12 protein-coding genes are annotated in these 15,572 nt (G+C 48.8%); 1 reads left to right on the forward strand and 11 read right to left on the reverse strand.

From position 1 onward, the window contains the following. Window positions 1-657 precede the first annotated feature (657 nt). On the forward strand, window positions 658-768 hold the full coding sequence (locus A7975_RS35505; protein WP_082198368.1) for a DUF2188 domain-containing protein: 111 nt from the start codon (window positions 658-660) through the stop codon (window positions 766-768). Window positions 769-1,110: 342 nt separating this feature from the next. Here the strand turns inward: A7975_RS35505 and A7975_RS33770 are convergent, their stop codons facing one another. From A7975_RS33770 to A7975_RS21650, 11 genes are all read right to left on the reverse strand, one after another. Beyond that, window positions 1,111-1,317: a hypothetical protein gene (locus A7975_RS33770; RefSeq protein ID WP_141680384.1), complete on the reverse strand. Its 207-nt coding sequence runs from the start codon at window positions 1,315-1,317 to the stop codon at window positions 1,111-1,113. A gap of 764 nt (window positions 1,318-2,081) precedes the next feature. After that, window positions 2,082-2,771 (reverse strand): tyrosine-type recombinase/integrase, encoded by a 690-nt coding sequence (locus tag A7975_RS21610; RefSeq protein WP_255314513.1) that lies wholly within the window; start codon window positions 2,769-2,771, stop codon window positions 2,082-2,084. 20 nt (window positions 2,772-2,791) lie between these two features. Next, window positions 2,792-3,034 (reverse strand): hypothetical protein, encoded by a 243-nt coding sequence (locus tag A7975_RS35050; RefSeq protein WP_255314427.1) that lies wholly within the window; start codon window positions 3,032-3,034, stop codon window positions 2,792-2,794. 159 nt (window positions 3,035-3,193) lie between these two features. After that, window positions 3,194-4,732, reverse strand: coding sequence for a glutamine-hydrolyzing GMP synthase (gene guaA, locus A7975_RS21615; protein WP_053372707.1), 1,539 nt, complete (start codon window positions 4,730-4,732; stop codon window positions 3,194-3,196). Between the two features lie 580 nt (window positions 4,733-5,312). After that, a complete protein-coding gene (locus A7975_RS21620) occupies window positions 5,313-8,120 on the reverse strand; it encodes a transglutaminase-like domain-containing protein (RefSeq protein WP_065386510.1) in 2,808 nt (935 codons plus the stop codon). After that, on the reverse strand, window positions 8,107-9,603 hold the full coding sequence (locus A7975_RS21625; protein ID WP_065386511.1) for a DUF58 domain-containing protein: 1,497 nt from the start codon (window positions 9,601-9,603) through the stop codon (window positions 8,107-8,109). Before A7975_RS21625 ends, A7975_RS21620 begins: the two co-directional genes overlap by 14 nt. Next, complete coding sequence (locus A7975_RS21630; protein WP_053372710.1) at window positions 9,600-10,619, reverse strand: AAA family ATPase; 1,020 nt, start codon at window positions 10,617-10,619, stop codon at window positions 9,600-9,602. The genes A7975_RS21625 and A7975_RS21630 overlap by 4 nt, the downstream gene beginning before the upstream one ends. Window positions 10,620-10,701: 82 nt before the next feature. Then, on the reverse strand, window positions 10,702-12,036 hold the full coding sequence (locus A7975_RS21635; RefSeq protein WP_082198370.1) for a polysaccharide deacetylase family protein: 1,335 nt from the start codon (window positions 12,034-12,036) through the stop codon (window positions 10,702-10,704). A gap of 180 nt (window positions 12,037-12,216) precedes the next feature. Next, window positions 12,217-12,765, reverse strand: a complete 549-nt coding sequence (locus tag A7975_RS21640) for an RNA 2'-phosphotransferase (RefSeq protein ID WP_065386512.1) — start codon at window positions 12,763-12,765, stop codon at window positions 12,217-12,219. Window positions 12,766-12,844: 79 nt separating this feature from the next. Continuing rightward, window positions 12,845-13,975, reverse strand: a complete 1,131-nt coding sequence (locus tag A7975_RS21645; protein WP_065386513.1) for a copper amine oxidase N-terminal domain-containing protein — start codon at window positions 13,973-13,975, stop codon at window positions 12,845-12,847. 737 nt (window positions 13,976-14,712) lie between these two features. Beyond that, entirely contained in the window at window positions 14,713-15,558 is an 846-nt protein-coding gene (locus A7975_RS21650; RefSeq protein ID WP_065386514.1) for a MetQ/NlpA family ABC transporter substrate-binding protein, read from the reverse strand. Between the last annotated feature and the right edge of the window lie 14 nt (window positions 15,559-15,572).

The following is a 15,572-nucleotide window of genomic DNA, read 5'->3' on the forward strand; positions in this document are numbered from 1 at the left end:
TTACCAAGAAACTGTAAATAGGGTTAAATTATTTGAAATAAAAGGAAGGTTACATAGAGCGTTCCAAATGTTTGAATGTATCAACAAACAGCATAAAGTGATGATTAGGCTCTTTGGAGAGTTCGGAGGTCTTGCAAAATAACAAATTACACTTCCGACTTAATTAAAGTTGATAACAGCGCTAGGTACGTAAGAGAGCATTGAAAAATTTATGCGTAAAGTTCGTCTGGAGCAGGGCTTACTACCTGCTTTTCTTTTCTTCTATCTTTAATGCAAGTATCGCTGGAAAAATTGTTATCGTGTTTCACTATCGCAAAATCCTTGATATATCAACGTTCTTGCCAGCTTTTTTGCTCAATAACAAGTGTTTTTTATCGCGATAACTATAACATTGTTTGCGCGGCATAACTATTAAGAACGGTTGTTGCATAGAAAAAAATGGGTTATAATAAACACAACATATAGTGTCTACTTTAATTTTCGATCTATATGTTGAATTTCAATAAAGGAGGACAAGCCAAGAATATTTTAAGTTGTTACGGCAAAGAGCGATTCGATGGTTTTATTCTTGGAATCGTCACCAGCATGGCCATTATTTCCGCAATCGCATTAAAGAAGCCAGCTTTCCAACAATAATTTGAAGGGAGTTCGTAGAATATGACAAGAAAAAGCATTCACACAGTTCCTCGCGGTGACAAATGGGCAAATGTTGTTGCTGGTAATCAACGTGCAAGCGGTACTTACAACACTCAAAGGGAAGCAATGTAATATCCAATCCTTCCAATTATCCGATTTGATGCCCAATATTCTTCGACTATCAATATCTGTGTGACTACCGAGTTGAAGCACATCTCGGCGAAAGCGCTTTACTACAAGAAAATTTCGTTGATCTCGATTGGTGAAGCCAGCCAAATTCGACCTAATTATTCTTTCAGTTTCAACTGACTTACCCAAAGCTGCTTCAAAATCAAGTATACTAAGTTGCCCACTTCCAGTTTCATCTATGAGTACAGCTTTTTCAAGTTTTTTTACAAGTTTTGAATAGACGAAAACATATACATTCTTTATTTCTTTTGTGTCAGTGGGCAATGTAAATTCGTCCTCCTTTTCTTATAATTGTAATCTCATATCCAATTCTGCTACCAAGCAATCGGAATGATTATCCAGAATCCTTCCAATTTCTGCAAACCACTGCTCATCTGCTGTTTCTTGCAAAATAAAACCTTCATCTTTTTCATTTGTTAAGAAATCTTGAAAATCATCAGCCGATCGCCATAAACCATCAGGTGTAACAACTGCATCTGGTATAAAATACATTGATTTGATTGCTTAACATCCTCTACTTTCCACAAATCAATTTCCATATTTGCAAAACTCCATTTAGGTTCATTATCTTTGAATGGATTAAACTGCACATTTTCTTTCGTACGGTAAGGTGTAATCAGTTTAACTACATACGAGTACACGTTCTTTTTGTGTTGTTTCGGTATCAATACGAGCGCTTCAAAATAGTAATCCATTACATCTCCACTCCTTAATAAGATGTGTAAGAAATCAATGTGTTCTTTTCGTGCTTTATTACAACCCTATGATGAGTCGATAAGACATTGGCTAAACATGGTAGATTTTGGGCTTGATGATTAACTCCTTAGTATGTGCAATTTCACTATCTTTTAATTCAGTTCGGAGTAATTATAAGTAATAATAAAAAAAAACGAGTGCCGAATGACACTCGCCTTACGTTTATTAAGCTGTTTATTCTGCAATGTAAGAAGCACATTGTAATCAAAATAACAATCGATTGCCCTCATTAATAATTCTTGCGAAGTACGACCGCTTAATCAGGCTATGCTATTCATGAATATCAGTCATGACGCAGTACCTACTTTTGAAGATTGCGGATTCAGGATTGCATCCCTCTCCGTCCTTAAACACACTATTTCGGCTCTAATGGCTCGCGGCGGTCGGGAAGGATGGTTTAAAGCGTCCACACTCTAAAGCGAGCCTACAATGCCTTCTGGTGATCTGTAGAAGGTGTTGGGTTGTGGCACCGTCAAGATATATGTTATAAAGATTTGCCATTATAACCTCTCCATTGAACCTTGTTTAATTTTTAATCCATTCAGAGGGCTGTGCAATCGACCTATCTGTAAAATATCCTCTTGCTCTAATCCCCTTAAATACTTGGAAGTTATTTGAGTATCAAAATGTCCCATTAATCTGCTCAAACTATAAATATCAATTCCATTTCTTAACTGCTTCAGTGCGAAATAATGACGGCAATCATGTGGTGAACACCTGACTTCTTTTCTGACTCCAGCATTATTACAATGTTCCTTCAAAATCTTATTGATGCGTGACCGAGATAGTTTTACAGCGGATTGATCTAGGAAATAATAAACTTTGATTTCATCCTGTGATCTTTTCTTGAATCGTTCCTGTTTTAATCCTTCATACCTTCTCATGTATTTCCGCATGATATTGCTAATGTACACCAGACGCTGTTTAGAACCTTTCCCATGCATCAGAATGTATCTCCTTGCTTTGTCGCTGTTTTTGATATTGCACAGTTCAGACACTCTAATTCCTGTATCGAATAGCATGATTAGAATCAGCTTGTCGCGTACATTGGAATAAATTTCTTCTTTAAGGTCATTAATTATCCGCGACACTTCATCATCATTGAACGTGACAATGACTGTTTTCTCTTCCTTGAGATTTTTAATCCTCCGCATGGGATTTGCTTGTTCATCAATAAGTTCTTCGTTCACCAAATACTGAAAGAACACTTTTAACTGGCAATATTATTATTCAACGTCCTGTTTACTTCACTTCCTTCACGTTGTCGCTCCTGTATAAACTTCTTGATATGAAGCTGTGTAACATCCTCCGTTTCAGTAACACCTAATTCGTTATCCGTAAACTTTTCCCATCTATACAATCGAAACACACAAAGATCAACATATCTCTTTTCCCTGCCTAAGATTTCTTGGTTTAGTCTAAAATCCTCAATTAATTCTTTGATTTTGGTCATAAAAAAAACTCCCTTCTATTTGCGAAACAACGCAGATAAAAGAGAGTAATTTTTTGCACTCTATTGTTGCAGGTGTACGTCAATTATCAATGCCATCAATTTCATAAAGCCTTATAAATCATGGCTTCCGAGCGATTGACGACATTAATTATTTCCAGCCTATTCCCACTCAATTGTAGCAGGCGGTTTCGACGTAACGTCATAGACGATACGGTTAACGTTGTCTACTTCGTTTACGATACGAACGGAGATTTTTTCGAGCACATCCCAAGGAATACGTGCCCAGTCTGCAGTCATGCCGTCGATGGAAGTAACCGCGCGGATGCCCACAGTGTACGAATACGTACGCGCATCGCCCATAACGCCTACGCTCTTCATGTTTGGAAGCGCAGTGAAGTATTGCCAAATTTCACGGTCAAGGCCTGCTTTCGCAATTTCATCACGCAAAATCGCATCGGATTCGCGGACAATCAGAAGCTTGTCCTCCGTTACTTCACCAAGGACACGAATGGCAAGACCTGGACCTGGGAATGGTTGACGCCATACGATTGCTTCTGGCAGTCCGCATTCTTCGCCGACTTTACGAACCTCATCCTTGAACAGCGCTTTAAGTGGCTCAACAAGCTTAAACTTGATATCCTCTGGCAAGCCGCCAACGTTGTGGTGAGATTTGATCGTTTGCGCCGTAGCCGTACCGCTCTCAACGATATCCGTGTAAAGCGTACCTTGTGCCAAAAATTCAAAGTCATCCAATTTATCCGACTCTTCTTGGAACACATAAATAAATTCGTTACCGATAATTTTACGTTTTTGCTCAGGGTCTTCTACGCCTTTAAGCTTGCCTAGGAAACGCTCCTGCGCATCGATTTTGAGAACCTTCATATCGAATTTGCCCACGAAAGTATCCATTACGCCCTCGGCTTCGCCTTTGCGCAGCATGCCGTGGTCGATAAACATACAAGTAAGCTGATCGCCGATCGCTTTGTGAAGCAGAATCGCTACAACGGAAGAATCTACGCCGCCGGAAAGCGCACATAGCACCTTTTTGTCGCCAACTTCGTTACGGATGTCGCGAATGGCATCCTCAATAAACGATTCCATCGTCCAAGTGCCGTCGCAATCGCAAATATTGTAGAGGAAGTTGCGAATCATTTCATTACCGAATTCAGAGTGACGAACCTCCGGATGGAATTGAACCGCATAGAACTCGCGATCCGGGTTGCTCATTGCCGCAACAGGAGCATGCTCCGTGCTTGCATCCACTTGGAAGCCAGCAGGCAGCTCAACAACATGGTCGCCGTGGCTCATCCAAACGGATTGGACTTTGTCCAAGCCAAAGCCGATGCGGGAGCCTTCCACAAATTCAACCTCGGCTTTGCCGTACTCACGTTTGCCTGCGCGCTCAACTTTACCATTAAGCTGATGCGACATAAGCTGCATGCCGTAGCAAATACCGAAAATTGGAATGTTCAGATCATAAATAGCCGGGTCTACCATTGGTGAATTTTCTTCATAAACGCTGGCCGGTCCTCCCGAGAATACAATGCCCTTCGGCTGCAATTCGCGGATCCGTTCTACCGACGTGTTGTAAGGCAACAGCTCGCTGTATACGCCCAAATCACGAATACGGCGCGCTATCAGTTGGTTGTATTGTCCTCCAAAATCCAGAACAACGATGATTTCATTTTGCTTAGTCATTACCGAGCCTCCCTCAAATTATGTAGTAATTATATATAAGGCGGTTTGAACGAGTCAAGGCGATCAGCGTGACAATTAGTAGAAGATTCGACATCTTCCCTTCTGCACGGCGATAAATTCGCGGGAATAATGTTTATTATGACAAAAATAACGGGATGTTACGCATCTTTGGGGTTCACGAAAAACCTAAGCGATAAAACATGATATGTAAAATGTTTTAATTGTGTAGTTCGGGGTTGGGTGGTTTCCTTGTTGGTGATTCGGGAGCTGAGATTAGATAGATGGATTACCGTTCGAGGGGTATTAGTGACGAGTGAAGGGTGATGTTAGAAGTAAGATGAAATATGATTTAACAATTAACAGAAAAAGCTCCTGCTAATTTTACGGATTTAGCGACTTTTTCAGTTTAACTGGAATATCTCCCGTTAATTTATCGTCTCTTGCCTAAAATGGCATGAATGCTGAAAATTAACGGGAGAAATTCCTTTTAATGCGATTCAACTGCCATTCATTTTGCAAATTAGCGGGAGTTTTTCCTGCTAATTTGCAATCGTTCTCGATCGGTTATTTCGGCGCATAGTTATTTATGCGCTTTGACATCGATGGCTGACTTCTTCCGCTCTTTCTTCTGCTCTGCGGAAGAACGCTTCGTTCGTTGAGCGGGCTGCTTGTCCAGCACGCGCAATACGGTTCGCAGAGCAGCAGGCATCGGCGCTCCCGGCCACGGGCCGGGGGCAGCGAACTGCGCTTCCTCGATCCAGCTCGTAAGCTGGCGGAGCGCGTCCTGCTGCTCTGCCGCGAGCGCCGGTTGTGCGGCGATCGCGTATTCACGCGCGGTCTGGCCCCGCGCGTGCTCGCCGAAGCGGCGATGAAGCAGCGGCGCCAGCGCATTGGCGACGCCGATAAAGCTCTCGCGCAGCCGCTCGTCCGTGACTCGCTGCGCGGCACTTTCACCGCGTCCGCGCGCACCCTTGCGGCGGCGCGATGGCGCTATATCCGTCACATACACTTGTGACGGATCAGGCGCGGCTGCGCCGGCGAGCTTCGCGATGCCGGCGTGAGCCGCGCTGTAACGGCGCAGCGCCAGCGAAACGCGAAGCCGCTGGTGCTGCGCCGCAGCAATGGCCGCGGCCGCGAGCGCTAGCGCGGCCGCGCCTGCGGCAGCTACAGCGGCGGGCGATGCCGCCGCTGCGCCCTTGGCGGCGCCCCGCGCCGCCTGCGCGAGGGCGTCTGCCCCTCGCGCCACCGCAGAGGCGGCTTGCTCCGCCGCCGCCTCAGCCCAAGCAGCGAGGCCGGCAAAGCTCGCCTCGCTAAGCCCTAGGGGCTCGCTGCCGGCGCCGCTCGCCATCGCTGCTCCCATTGCGGGAGCAGCGAGCGCGCCGCCCGCAGAACCGGCTGACGCGACATTAATGACGCCGCTGAACCCCGGCGTCGGGTCAAAAGGCACCCAGCCTGCGCCTGGGAAATACACTTCGACCCATGCATGCGCATCAGAGCCTTTAACCTCGTAATTCACCAGCTTGGAGCCATCCATGCTTTCGCTCTCATGACTAGATCCTCCCGCGCTTGACGCAGCGCTGCCCGAGCTCTGTTCATCCCCATCTAACTTCCTCAATGTCTCTCCGTTTCCGCTGACGGGGGTTCCTGAAGTAAAGCCCTTCACCCACCTAGCAGGAATGCCCTGCGAGCGAAGCAGCACGACCATTGCCGTCGAGAAATGGACGCAGTAGCCTTCGCGCTGCTCAAACAGAAAGTGATCAACGAAATCGCTGCCCGCAGGCGGCGTTGTACTGCTCTCAAGCGTATAGGTGTAGCTCGCTTTCAAAAAATCCTCAATCGCCTTTACCTGATCGTAACGGCTCGTAACACCGCCGCCCGCTACTTCCGCAGCCAATGCCGTTACTCGGCTTGGAAGCGACGAGGGAAGCTGCAAATAAGGCTCAAGCTCCGCTTCCGTTAGGCTAGCAGCACCCGTATGCTTATCTCCTTCACTTAAAGCCATTTCGCTGTCCGTACGACTTAATGCACGCAGTTGCTCCCCGTCTGTAATCGACAGCACGCTCTCCACCGTGTAACGCTCCACCTTTGCCGTATCCGACTGCGGATATAAGGCGCTTTTCTCGGCATTGTATACATAGCTTCCCAGCTTGCGGCGCGGATCGGCAGCAACAAGCTCCGTCACGCGGCCGAACAAGCCGGACGAAAAGATCGGCATCCCCGCTGTCGGCTTAGTCCACACGACCGACTGCTGGATAACCGGGCCAAGCTGCTTGCTTCCCGCTTCCATCGCCGCCTGGGTCGAAGCCGCAACGTCCGTGCCTCGTATAGGCATTAGCACGGAGCTGCTTTCAGTATTTTGCCAGCCGCGTCCGTCATATAAAATCTTTGATTCTCCCCGCCAATAAGCTTTGACGGCCGAGCTTCCCACAAATATAACGCTGTCGTCCTTCCGCACAGGCGCTCCCAGCTCGCTATCGTCAAATCCATAACCCGTAAATGCGCCGCCGAGCTGGTCGAAGCCGGTCTGCCCCATCGTAGTGATCGAGCCGTTTTGCTGACTGAGCGAATGTACAGCTTGCTCGATTCGATCGTTGAAGGTGGTCGTCCAGTTCACGGGCGGCATCGCAGCTTCGCGGCCGCTGGCGAACAGCAAGCCGCAGCCAAGTATCGTCAGCACGACAAAGGCCGAGCCCGTCAGCCAGCGCATATCAAGCGCTTTTAGCTTCCCAACACCTGAATCAATGATACGTTGAACACGCGGAACGGAAACTACCGCACCAAGCAGCAGCCCTTCTGTTACGGTCCGCATCAATCCGCCCATTACATCAATGCCAAGCCATATATGCAGCAAAATCAAATAAACTAACGTAATGCACGCAATGCCAAGCGCCGTCTGGCGCATCCACAAAAGCGCCTGTAAAGCCGGAGCCAGCATAGCCCAGCCAATAAAGAGCAGCAGCGTCCGAAGCTCTCCCGACATCGCCCATAATCCGCTTTCCATAAGGAGCATGACATGCTCCTTCATCATCGCCGGAAAGCTAAGCAGCCATTGCAGTCCGCTCTGATCGGCACCCTTATACAGCCACATAAGACTTAGCACGCACAATATCACATTCATCGGAAGCGTAGCGGCAAACGGCAGGCGAAACAAACCCGCCAGCATTACGAAGCCGATGATTAGAAGAAGCGGTCCCGGGTTATAAATATTCGACCATAGTCCGGCATTCATCCATGGCAGCAGCCATTCCGCAAGCAAGCCGAACAGGAGCAGGCTCGTGATCAACCGATAACCAAACGACTCTTCTTCCGCCTCGCGGCGCGTCAGCTTGCCGCCATCCTGCAATCCTTTATCCGAACGTCCCGCAACGAAGCTTTTATGCAAGCTCATGAGCAGCCCCTCCTTCCTCGGCATAAGGAAGTGCGTCCATGCTCGCGGGAACATGCAGCCACGTCACCTTGACGCCGCCGCTTTCCAGCCACCTCTGCTGCTCACGCATTGCGAAGGTAGGCACGCTGGCACGCGTAACGACAAACAACTCCAGCCTGCAGCCTTGCTCCGCAGCATATCCGGCAAGCTCGCCCCAGCTCCGACCGCCTCTCCAGTCGGCGGTGAACACGAGTATCGTGCCTCCGCGATTAAGCGAATTGGCCCCGCTTGCAAGACTTCCAGCGAGTGAGCCTCTTCCGTCCGCACGCAGCAAAGCCATCGCATGCAGGATGCCAGACAAGCCATCCTGGGTATTCCCATCTGGTGAGGTATGTATTGCCGCCTGACCTTGTCCAAGTAGCAATGAAATGGCACTGCCAAACGAGGCTGCTTTTGAAACGGCAAGCGCCGCCCATCCCACGCAAGCATCAAACAGGCGATCATCACGGTCATATGCAGAGGCAAGCGTGTCGACAGCGATAATCGTTTTGACAGGCTGCTCCAGCGGGTGGATTTTAGTCTGAAGGCCGCGCCCTTTGGCGGCGCTGCGCCAGTCCAAATGACGCAAGGAATCTCCTTCGCGGTATGGTCGGCTATCCGGACCGATCCCTGCTGCTCTTACAGCCGCTTCGATTTCCTCTCGCCCTGCTTCTCCGCGAGAGTCCACCGCTCTGCCTGCAAGCAATGAGGGCACTGCCTGAACTGCAGCACCGCCGGCGCGTTCCGGTTTATACGTGTTTTGTTCAATAGGCAAACCCGGCAAAATCACAAACTCTGCTTTCGCTTCAATTCTTCTATGGATAGCCGTTAATCCCAGCCAATCGCCAACCGTAACCGTTACATGCTCGAAAGGATGCCTCCCGCGCCGCAAATTGTGCAGCGTGTACAAGAAAGTCGTTTCCTTGCGCAGCACAGGGGTAAACACCGAGCGAACGCTGATTTCACGATTTGAAGCCGAGCTTTCATTGATCGTTTGCTCTCGTACCGCTAACCAGACGAAGGGAACGAGATAGGACCGCCTGATCGTCAAATGAATCGTCAGCTGTCCGCCATCCCGCATTTCTTCACGCGGCATTACCCGAGTGGCACGGAGTCCGGCAGCGCCCATCATTGGCGCGATTCCGCTAATGACGATAATCATGCTCAGCACGGATGCCATAAACCATTCCACCGCGCCGCCCCGCAGCACAACGGCTGCTAGGCTTCCTGCCCAGCCCGCTCCGATGATCGCCCATGCGATCCATCTAGTCCGGTACGTGCCCGCAAGCTCCTCATGCTCCAGACTTGCTCGCTCAGCCTTTTTCACTTGTTCCGATGCTGCCTTCTGCCCGCCGCCGGCCTGCTCAGCGTTGATATGCTCTTGTGACTGTGAATATAAGCCCTCGGTCACCTCTGTATCCTGCAACCCTTCCGTTAGTCTTCCATCCTGAAAATTCGCATTCATCTTCGTTTCCCGCTTCCTGCGGCAGCTGGCATCGGACAATCGCGAATCGTGCGGCTGATGACAGCAGCAGCATCGCTGCCATTGGCATGGGCATTAAAACGAAGCGACAATCGATGCGGCAGCACGGCATCAGCCGTCGCCAGCAAATCATCAGGAACCGCGTAGCCGCGTCCTTCCATATAGGCATTAGCCTGCGATGCCCGCAGCCAGTCACGAAGCGCGCGTGGGCTCAGCCCCAGCACAACCTCTGGCGCGCGGCGCGTTGCGTCTGCCACCTGTACCATATATTCAAGCAATGCCGGATGCATATGCGTCTGACGCGCCTCCGCCTGCATTTGCAGCCATTCCTCCGTTGCAATAACAGGGCGGAGCCGCTCCGGCTCGATCCGATTGCCGTCTGCATACTGCTCCAGCATCCGTTTCTCTTCAGCGGAGCCAGGATAACCAATCGTCAAGCGCATCATAAACCGATCCAGCTGCGCCTCCGGCAGCGTATTGGTTCCCTCGAAGCTAAGCGGGTTTTGGGTTGCGATCAGCATGAAAGGAACAGGCAGTTTGCGCGTTTTCCCTTCGACCGTAACACGTCTTTCCTCCATCGCCTCGAGCAGCGCGGACTGCGTGCGCGGCGACGTCCGGTTAATCTCATCGGCAAGCACCACATTGCCCATAATCGGGCCAGGGCGATAGACAAGCTCGCTTGTCCTCGCATCCAGCACGACACCGCCAACGATGTCAGCCGGCAGCATGTCGGACGTAAACTGAATTCTTTTAAAATCGCCGCCTACCGCTCTTGCAAATGCCTGCGCAAGCAATGTCTTGCCAACTCCTGGTACGTCCTCTAACAGTACATGACCGCCTGCCAGCAGCGCGGTTAACGTATTTCGAATGACCTGCTGCTTGCCTAGCAGAACGCTCTCTACCTTCACTAGCAATCGATGCAGCAGCACCTGCGGCGCTTCGGGCCAATGGCTATAACGATCCTCTTTCGCTTCATCTGAGAACTGTGGAGAAATCATCGTATAAATCGCCTCCTGAAAAATAAATCTATCTATTTTTCAGTTTCCCCAGCTTTCTCTCTCTTTAGACCTGCTAGAGGTGCTATGTTTGTTCTGTCATCCAAATTTCACGCTGCCGATCGTTATAAATATATTTTGTAATCTCCATTCCGAATTTTTGCAGCGTCGATCGCACCGGGACAACAATTTCGTCCGCTTGTCGGGCAGTTGATTGGTTAGCCGGGCTCGGCAGCGCCAATACCCGATTGCCATCTATGTAGCCTTCAATTGCGCCGTGGTCCATATCGAATTCAACGCTGCCGTAAATCCATTTCGTGAGCTTAAGCAGGGATACTTCAATGGAGCCGTCTCGCAGAATGTAGTCCTTCGCACCAAGCGTCAAGCTTTCTTGACCGCGGTGCAAAATAAGGCTCGGCGCATTTTTTTCTGCTTGCGCAAGCTTGCTGCTTTGACCCAGCTTCTCCGAAAACTGAACCAGCTTCGCTTTCTCCGGCTGCGTCGCCAGAGCCCTGCTCCATTTCAATTGCTTGGCCACCCTGAATTGAATGGGCTCGATTTGATCCGTTATTTTCGCAAAAGAGTAACCTTTGCTCTTGTAATATTTTATAATCTCGGGCAGCGCCTTTACCGACTCTGCATGCCCCGCGCTGTCATGGAGCAGCACATTCAGCGTGTTAGCCAGCTTTGAGCTTTTAATCGCGGATAAAATCTCCGAGGCAGGCACGCCTACCCTTTTTGAATCTCCGCTGTCCACATTCCAGTCATGCACCTGATAGCCAGCTGCGGCCATCGCGTCAAAGTAGCTCTGGTCAAAATTGGTGTACGTCCCGCCCGGCGCCCGGAACAGCGTCGTTCTTACGCCGGTCGTGCGGTAGATGGCTTCGTCCGTTTTCATGACCTGATCGGCAAACTCAGCAAAGCTTCCGTACAGCTTCTCGTATTTATGATTAAACGAATGATTGCCTATTGAATGGCCTTCTTCGATGATTCGCTTCGCGATTTTCGGCTGCTGAAGCACATGCTCGCCCAGCACAAAAAACGTCGCCGTAATCCCTTCCTTTTTCAAAATATCAAGAACTTGCACCGTGTTTTTACTCGGGCCGTCATCAAACGTCAGATACAAAATCTTTTGATTGGGATCTATTGGAGCTGCCCCTTTGCCTTTGCTATCAGGATTAGGCGCTGCTGCAGCAGGGTCAGCTTTGCCTCTCTCTTGAATGACTTTATTTTCATAGGATGTCTGCTTAGCAAGCAGCGGCTTTGCCTCATAAAAAACAGCGGATGAACCAGCCGCGCTTGCTTGTACAATATCCTGTTCTCTCGCAACCTCGCCTTTGTACGCCAAAAAACCTCCAAGCTCAAACAAGCCAAACCATACGACCATTACACAAATCGTCGCCTGCAACACACGCCGCATTCCATCTGCCACCCTTCTCTACCTATGAATAGGAACTCTCGTTCATTCTGATAGATTATATGAGCAGCCTCTCTAGTAAATGACTAAGCCAATAGCTTTCTTATACAAAAAAGCCAACAACAGCTGCTTCCAGCCGTCATTAGCTTTATCTGTTCCATCTATTCCCGGTCCCAACCGGCGCTACTTTTCTTCTTCGATCAAAACATAAGCTGCAGGGATAAAGTCAGCCAACCACACAACCTCATCTCCCTCATAAAAAGCAACGCCATCTCGCCAAGCCCGCTCTGAGTCAATGCGAAGCAGCACCGGCTTTTTGTCCTTGCGTCTGCCCACATTCCATGCCGTAGCCGCCTCGATAGAGAGATGGACATTTTGCCTTGCCATCGGCTTTAAGCCTTGCTCCATGATGAGCGTGAGCAAGCCCGGCGAAGTTCCATGATAAAGAACGGAAGGCGGCTTTTTTGGCTCCCTCGCAATTTGGTCAGGCACCGAGTGACCGTATATGGCTCTTATTTTGCCTGCGGCAAGCTCATGCCTTTTCTTCGGAATGGCATCAATCATCGCCTGCAAATCACCTTCCTGAAGCTGTACCCATTCCTTGCGCTCTCGCAGCGACTCTATTAAATGATCTGTCCGCACCCAGCCCTCTTCATCCAGCTCCAAGCCGGCACTCCATGGCGCATGGCGCAGCACGTAGGATAGCTCCTTGCTTAGCTTGTGATAGTCCATAACAATCCCCTTTGGTTCATTGATAAAATTTATGGATTCCAAAACCCGCGTGTCTTAGACGGTGGGGGAGTTTGGATCCTTATTCAGAAATGGCAAAACGGTAAGTATTATTATCCTTATCATACGGAAACTCATTTTTGAAAACGAGCGTATCACCGTCTCTTTTGATGATTTTCAAGAAATCTCCCACATAGGGCATATCGTTTGTTTCCACATATTCCTGGTGCTTCGCATCAAGCAGCTCCTTGTATAGAACGCTGATTCTCCCTGTATCCCTGTCCACTAGCTTCAAGATCCCGCTCTTGTTGGCACGAAGGAGGAATACGTCGTTATCAAAATACTCCACAAAGTAATTGTCATCTTCTCCGCCCAGCTTCACTAAGTCGATCGTTTCAACGACCTTCCCGGTGCCGTCCTCGATCAGCCGCAGCGTTTTCCCATCGATCAAAATGAGCCGTTCGTTAAACTTAGTTGCATTCAGCTCAAGCCGATTCCAATAATGGACGCTGGATTGCTGAATGACTTTCCCCTCTTTTATTATAAGCGTAAATTGTTGATTGTTCAGATGAGGTTCTCCGTAGTTGTCCGCTAAGTTTACCACCAGCAAGCCGCCCTGCGTTTTTTGGAAGCCAATGTTCAAATACTCCCAAATAGGTGCTCCAAGCTTTGTAAGCAAACGCTGCGTACCCTTGCTGTCTGTCACATAGATATCGCCGCTTTTGCCCTCTATCGCATATTTTAATCCTTCAATGACAAATTCGTATTTTTTGAATGTTTGCAGATGGTCGGCTTTGAATGTCTTGCTGCCGGCGTCCCAAGTTATGTTTTTGCCGTTAAGGGCATTTACGACAAAACGGGCTGGCAGATAAAGCTCTTTATTATAAAGGAATGGAGCACCATCCAGCTTAATCATTTTTCCATCCACCATGCCAGTAAGATTGCCAATCCGTACGGCAAAAGATTTCCTCCAGCCATTGAATTGTGCCCGTTTGCCGGTAGAGTCCCAGCTCAGCTCCAGCCGCGACTGATTGATTAAGCCAGTCATCGGAACGAATGTGACCCCGTTTTTCACAAGAGCTGTCCCCGAAATGCTCCCCGTACGGCCGTCATCCCAGCTGAACTGATATTTAGCCTGCGCCGCAGCACCCGCTGTAGTCGGAAGGATGAGCAATAATGCCAGAATAAAGGCGGTTATCCCCCTTTTCATCATCAAACATCTCCTCTTCTTCAATTAAATGGATTTTACATCTCTTAATAACGCGCATTCTAAGGTAAAAGTTGCGATGGAATTAAACGGCCTGCCGGCTCGGGGAGACTGAAAAACACTATTTTTCTGGACTGAAAAATACATCAACGGTAATTCGTCTTAAATTCACACATTTGCACATTCTCGCATGTCCATAGCCGCATCCGACTCCTCACAGGAGCAAATTCCCTCAAACCATAACCGTTTAACCGAGTTAACAGGAAAAGCTCCATCTAATTGTCCGTTGCAGCAGCGAATAAAACCACTTAACCGGAAAATCTCCCGCTAAATGGATAATCTTCACCCCAATTGGCTAAAAAACAGAAAATTAACGGGAGAAAATCCATCTAAACTTGATTTGAGCCTGAAATTTCCAGAATTAGCGGGAGCTTTTCCCGTTAATCGCTCAGCCAGAGCTAATTCGGTAGCAAGTTAAGCTGACAGATGGTTAAGTAAGCTGCGGTTTGGCGTTGGAATTGATGGATTCGTGATGGGTGGATGTGTTACTGGCAGGTAGCCGTTGGATGGATGATCGCTGTTTCACTGACGTTTGTTGGCTAATTGATGGTTTTGTGTGTTGGGGTTGGGGTTGCTTGCTGCTCGTTTGCACTTTTGAATCCCTGCCTAATCCTCTAATCCTCGCATTTAGCAAAAAAGCGCCCCTGCCAGCTTGGCAGGGGCGCTCCTCGTGCTAATGGCGCTTAAAATGCTGCTACAATCGCGCCTTTATATTTTTCCTCGATGAATTTCTTTACTTCTGGCGAACGAAGCGCTGCTGCCAGCTTTTGGATCGCATCGGAATCTTTGTTGTCCGGACGCGCAACCAGGATGTTCACGTACGGTGAATCATTTCCTTCGATAAACAGCGCATCCTTTGTTGGAACAAGATCGGCTTCAAGCGCATAGTTCGTGTTGATTAGCGCAAGATCTACCTCGCCAAGCACGCGCGGCAGCGTCGCTGCTTCCACTTCCGTGATCGCAAGCTTTTTCGGATTTTCAGTAATGTCGGACACCGTACCGTTAACGCCTACGCCATCTTTAAGCTTCAACAGCCCGTGCTCTGCCATAAGCGCAAGCGCACGTCCGCCATTCGATGGATCGTTAGGAATGACAACCTTCGCGCCATCCTTTAATTCTTCGATTTTTTTGATTTTTTTCGAGTAAGCGCCAAAAGGCTCGATGTGAACGCCGGCAACGTTAACAAGGTCATAACCTTTGTCCTTGTTGAATTGCTCTAGATAAGGCGTGTGCTGAAAGAAGTTAGCATCGATATTTTTCTCAAAAAGCTGTGTGTTCGGTTGAACATAGTCGTTAAATTCCATAACTTCAAGGTTTATGCCTTGCTCTTTCAGCATCGGTTTTACAAACTCAAGCAGCTCCGCATGCGGTACAGGGGATGCTCCAACCTTCAATGTAACCTCGGACGGTTTACCTGTCTCCGCTCCATTAGTGCCGCTTGTATTGCCCTCGGCGTTTTTGTCTTGCCCGCATGCTGTTAATGCGAACATTAGCATCAGGGTAATAATCATATAACTTGTCTTTTTCATCTTCATTCCTCCAT

Origin of the sequence: Bacillus sp. FJAT-26390 (assembly GCF_001682865.1) — a bacterium.
Lineage (GTDB): Bacteria > Bacillota > Bacilli > Paenibacillales > Paenibacillaceae > Pristimantibacillus.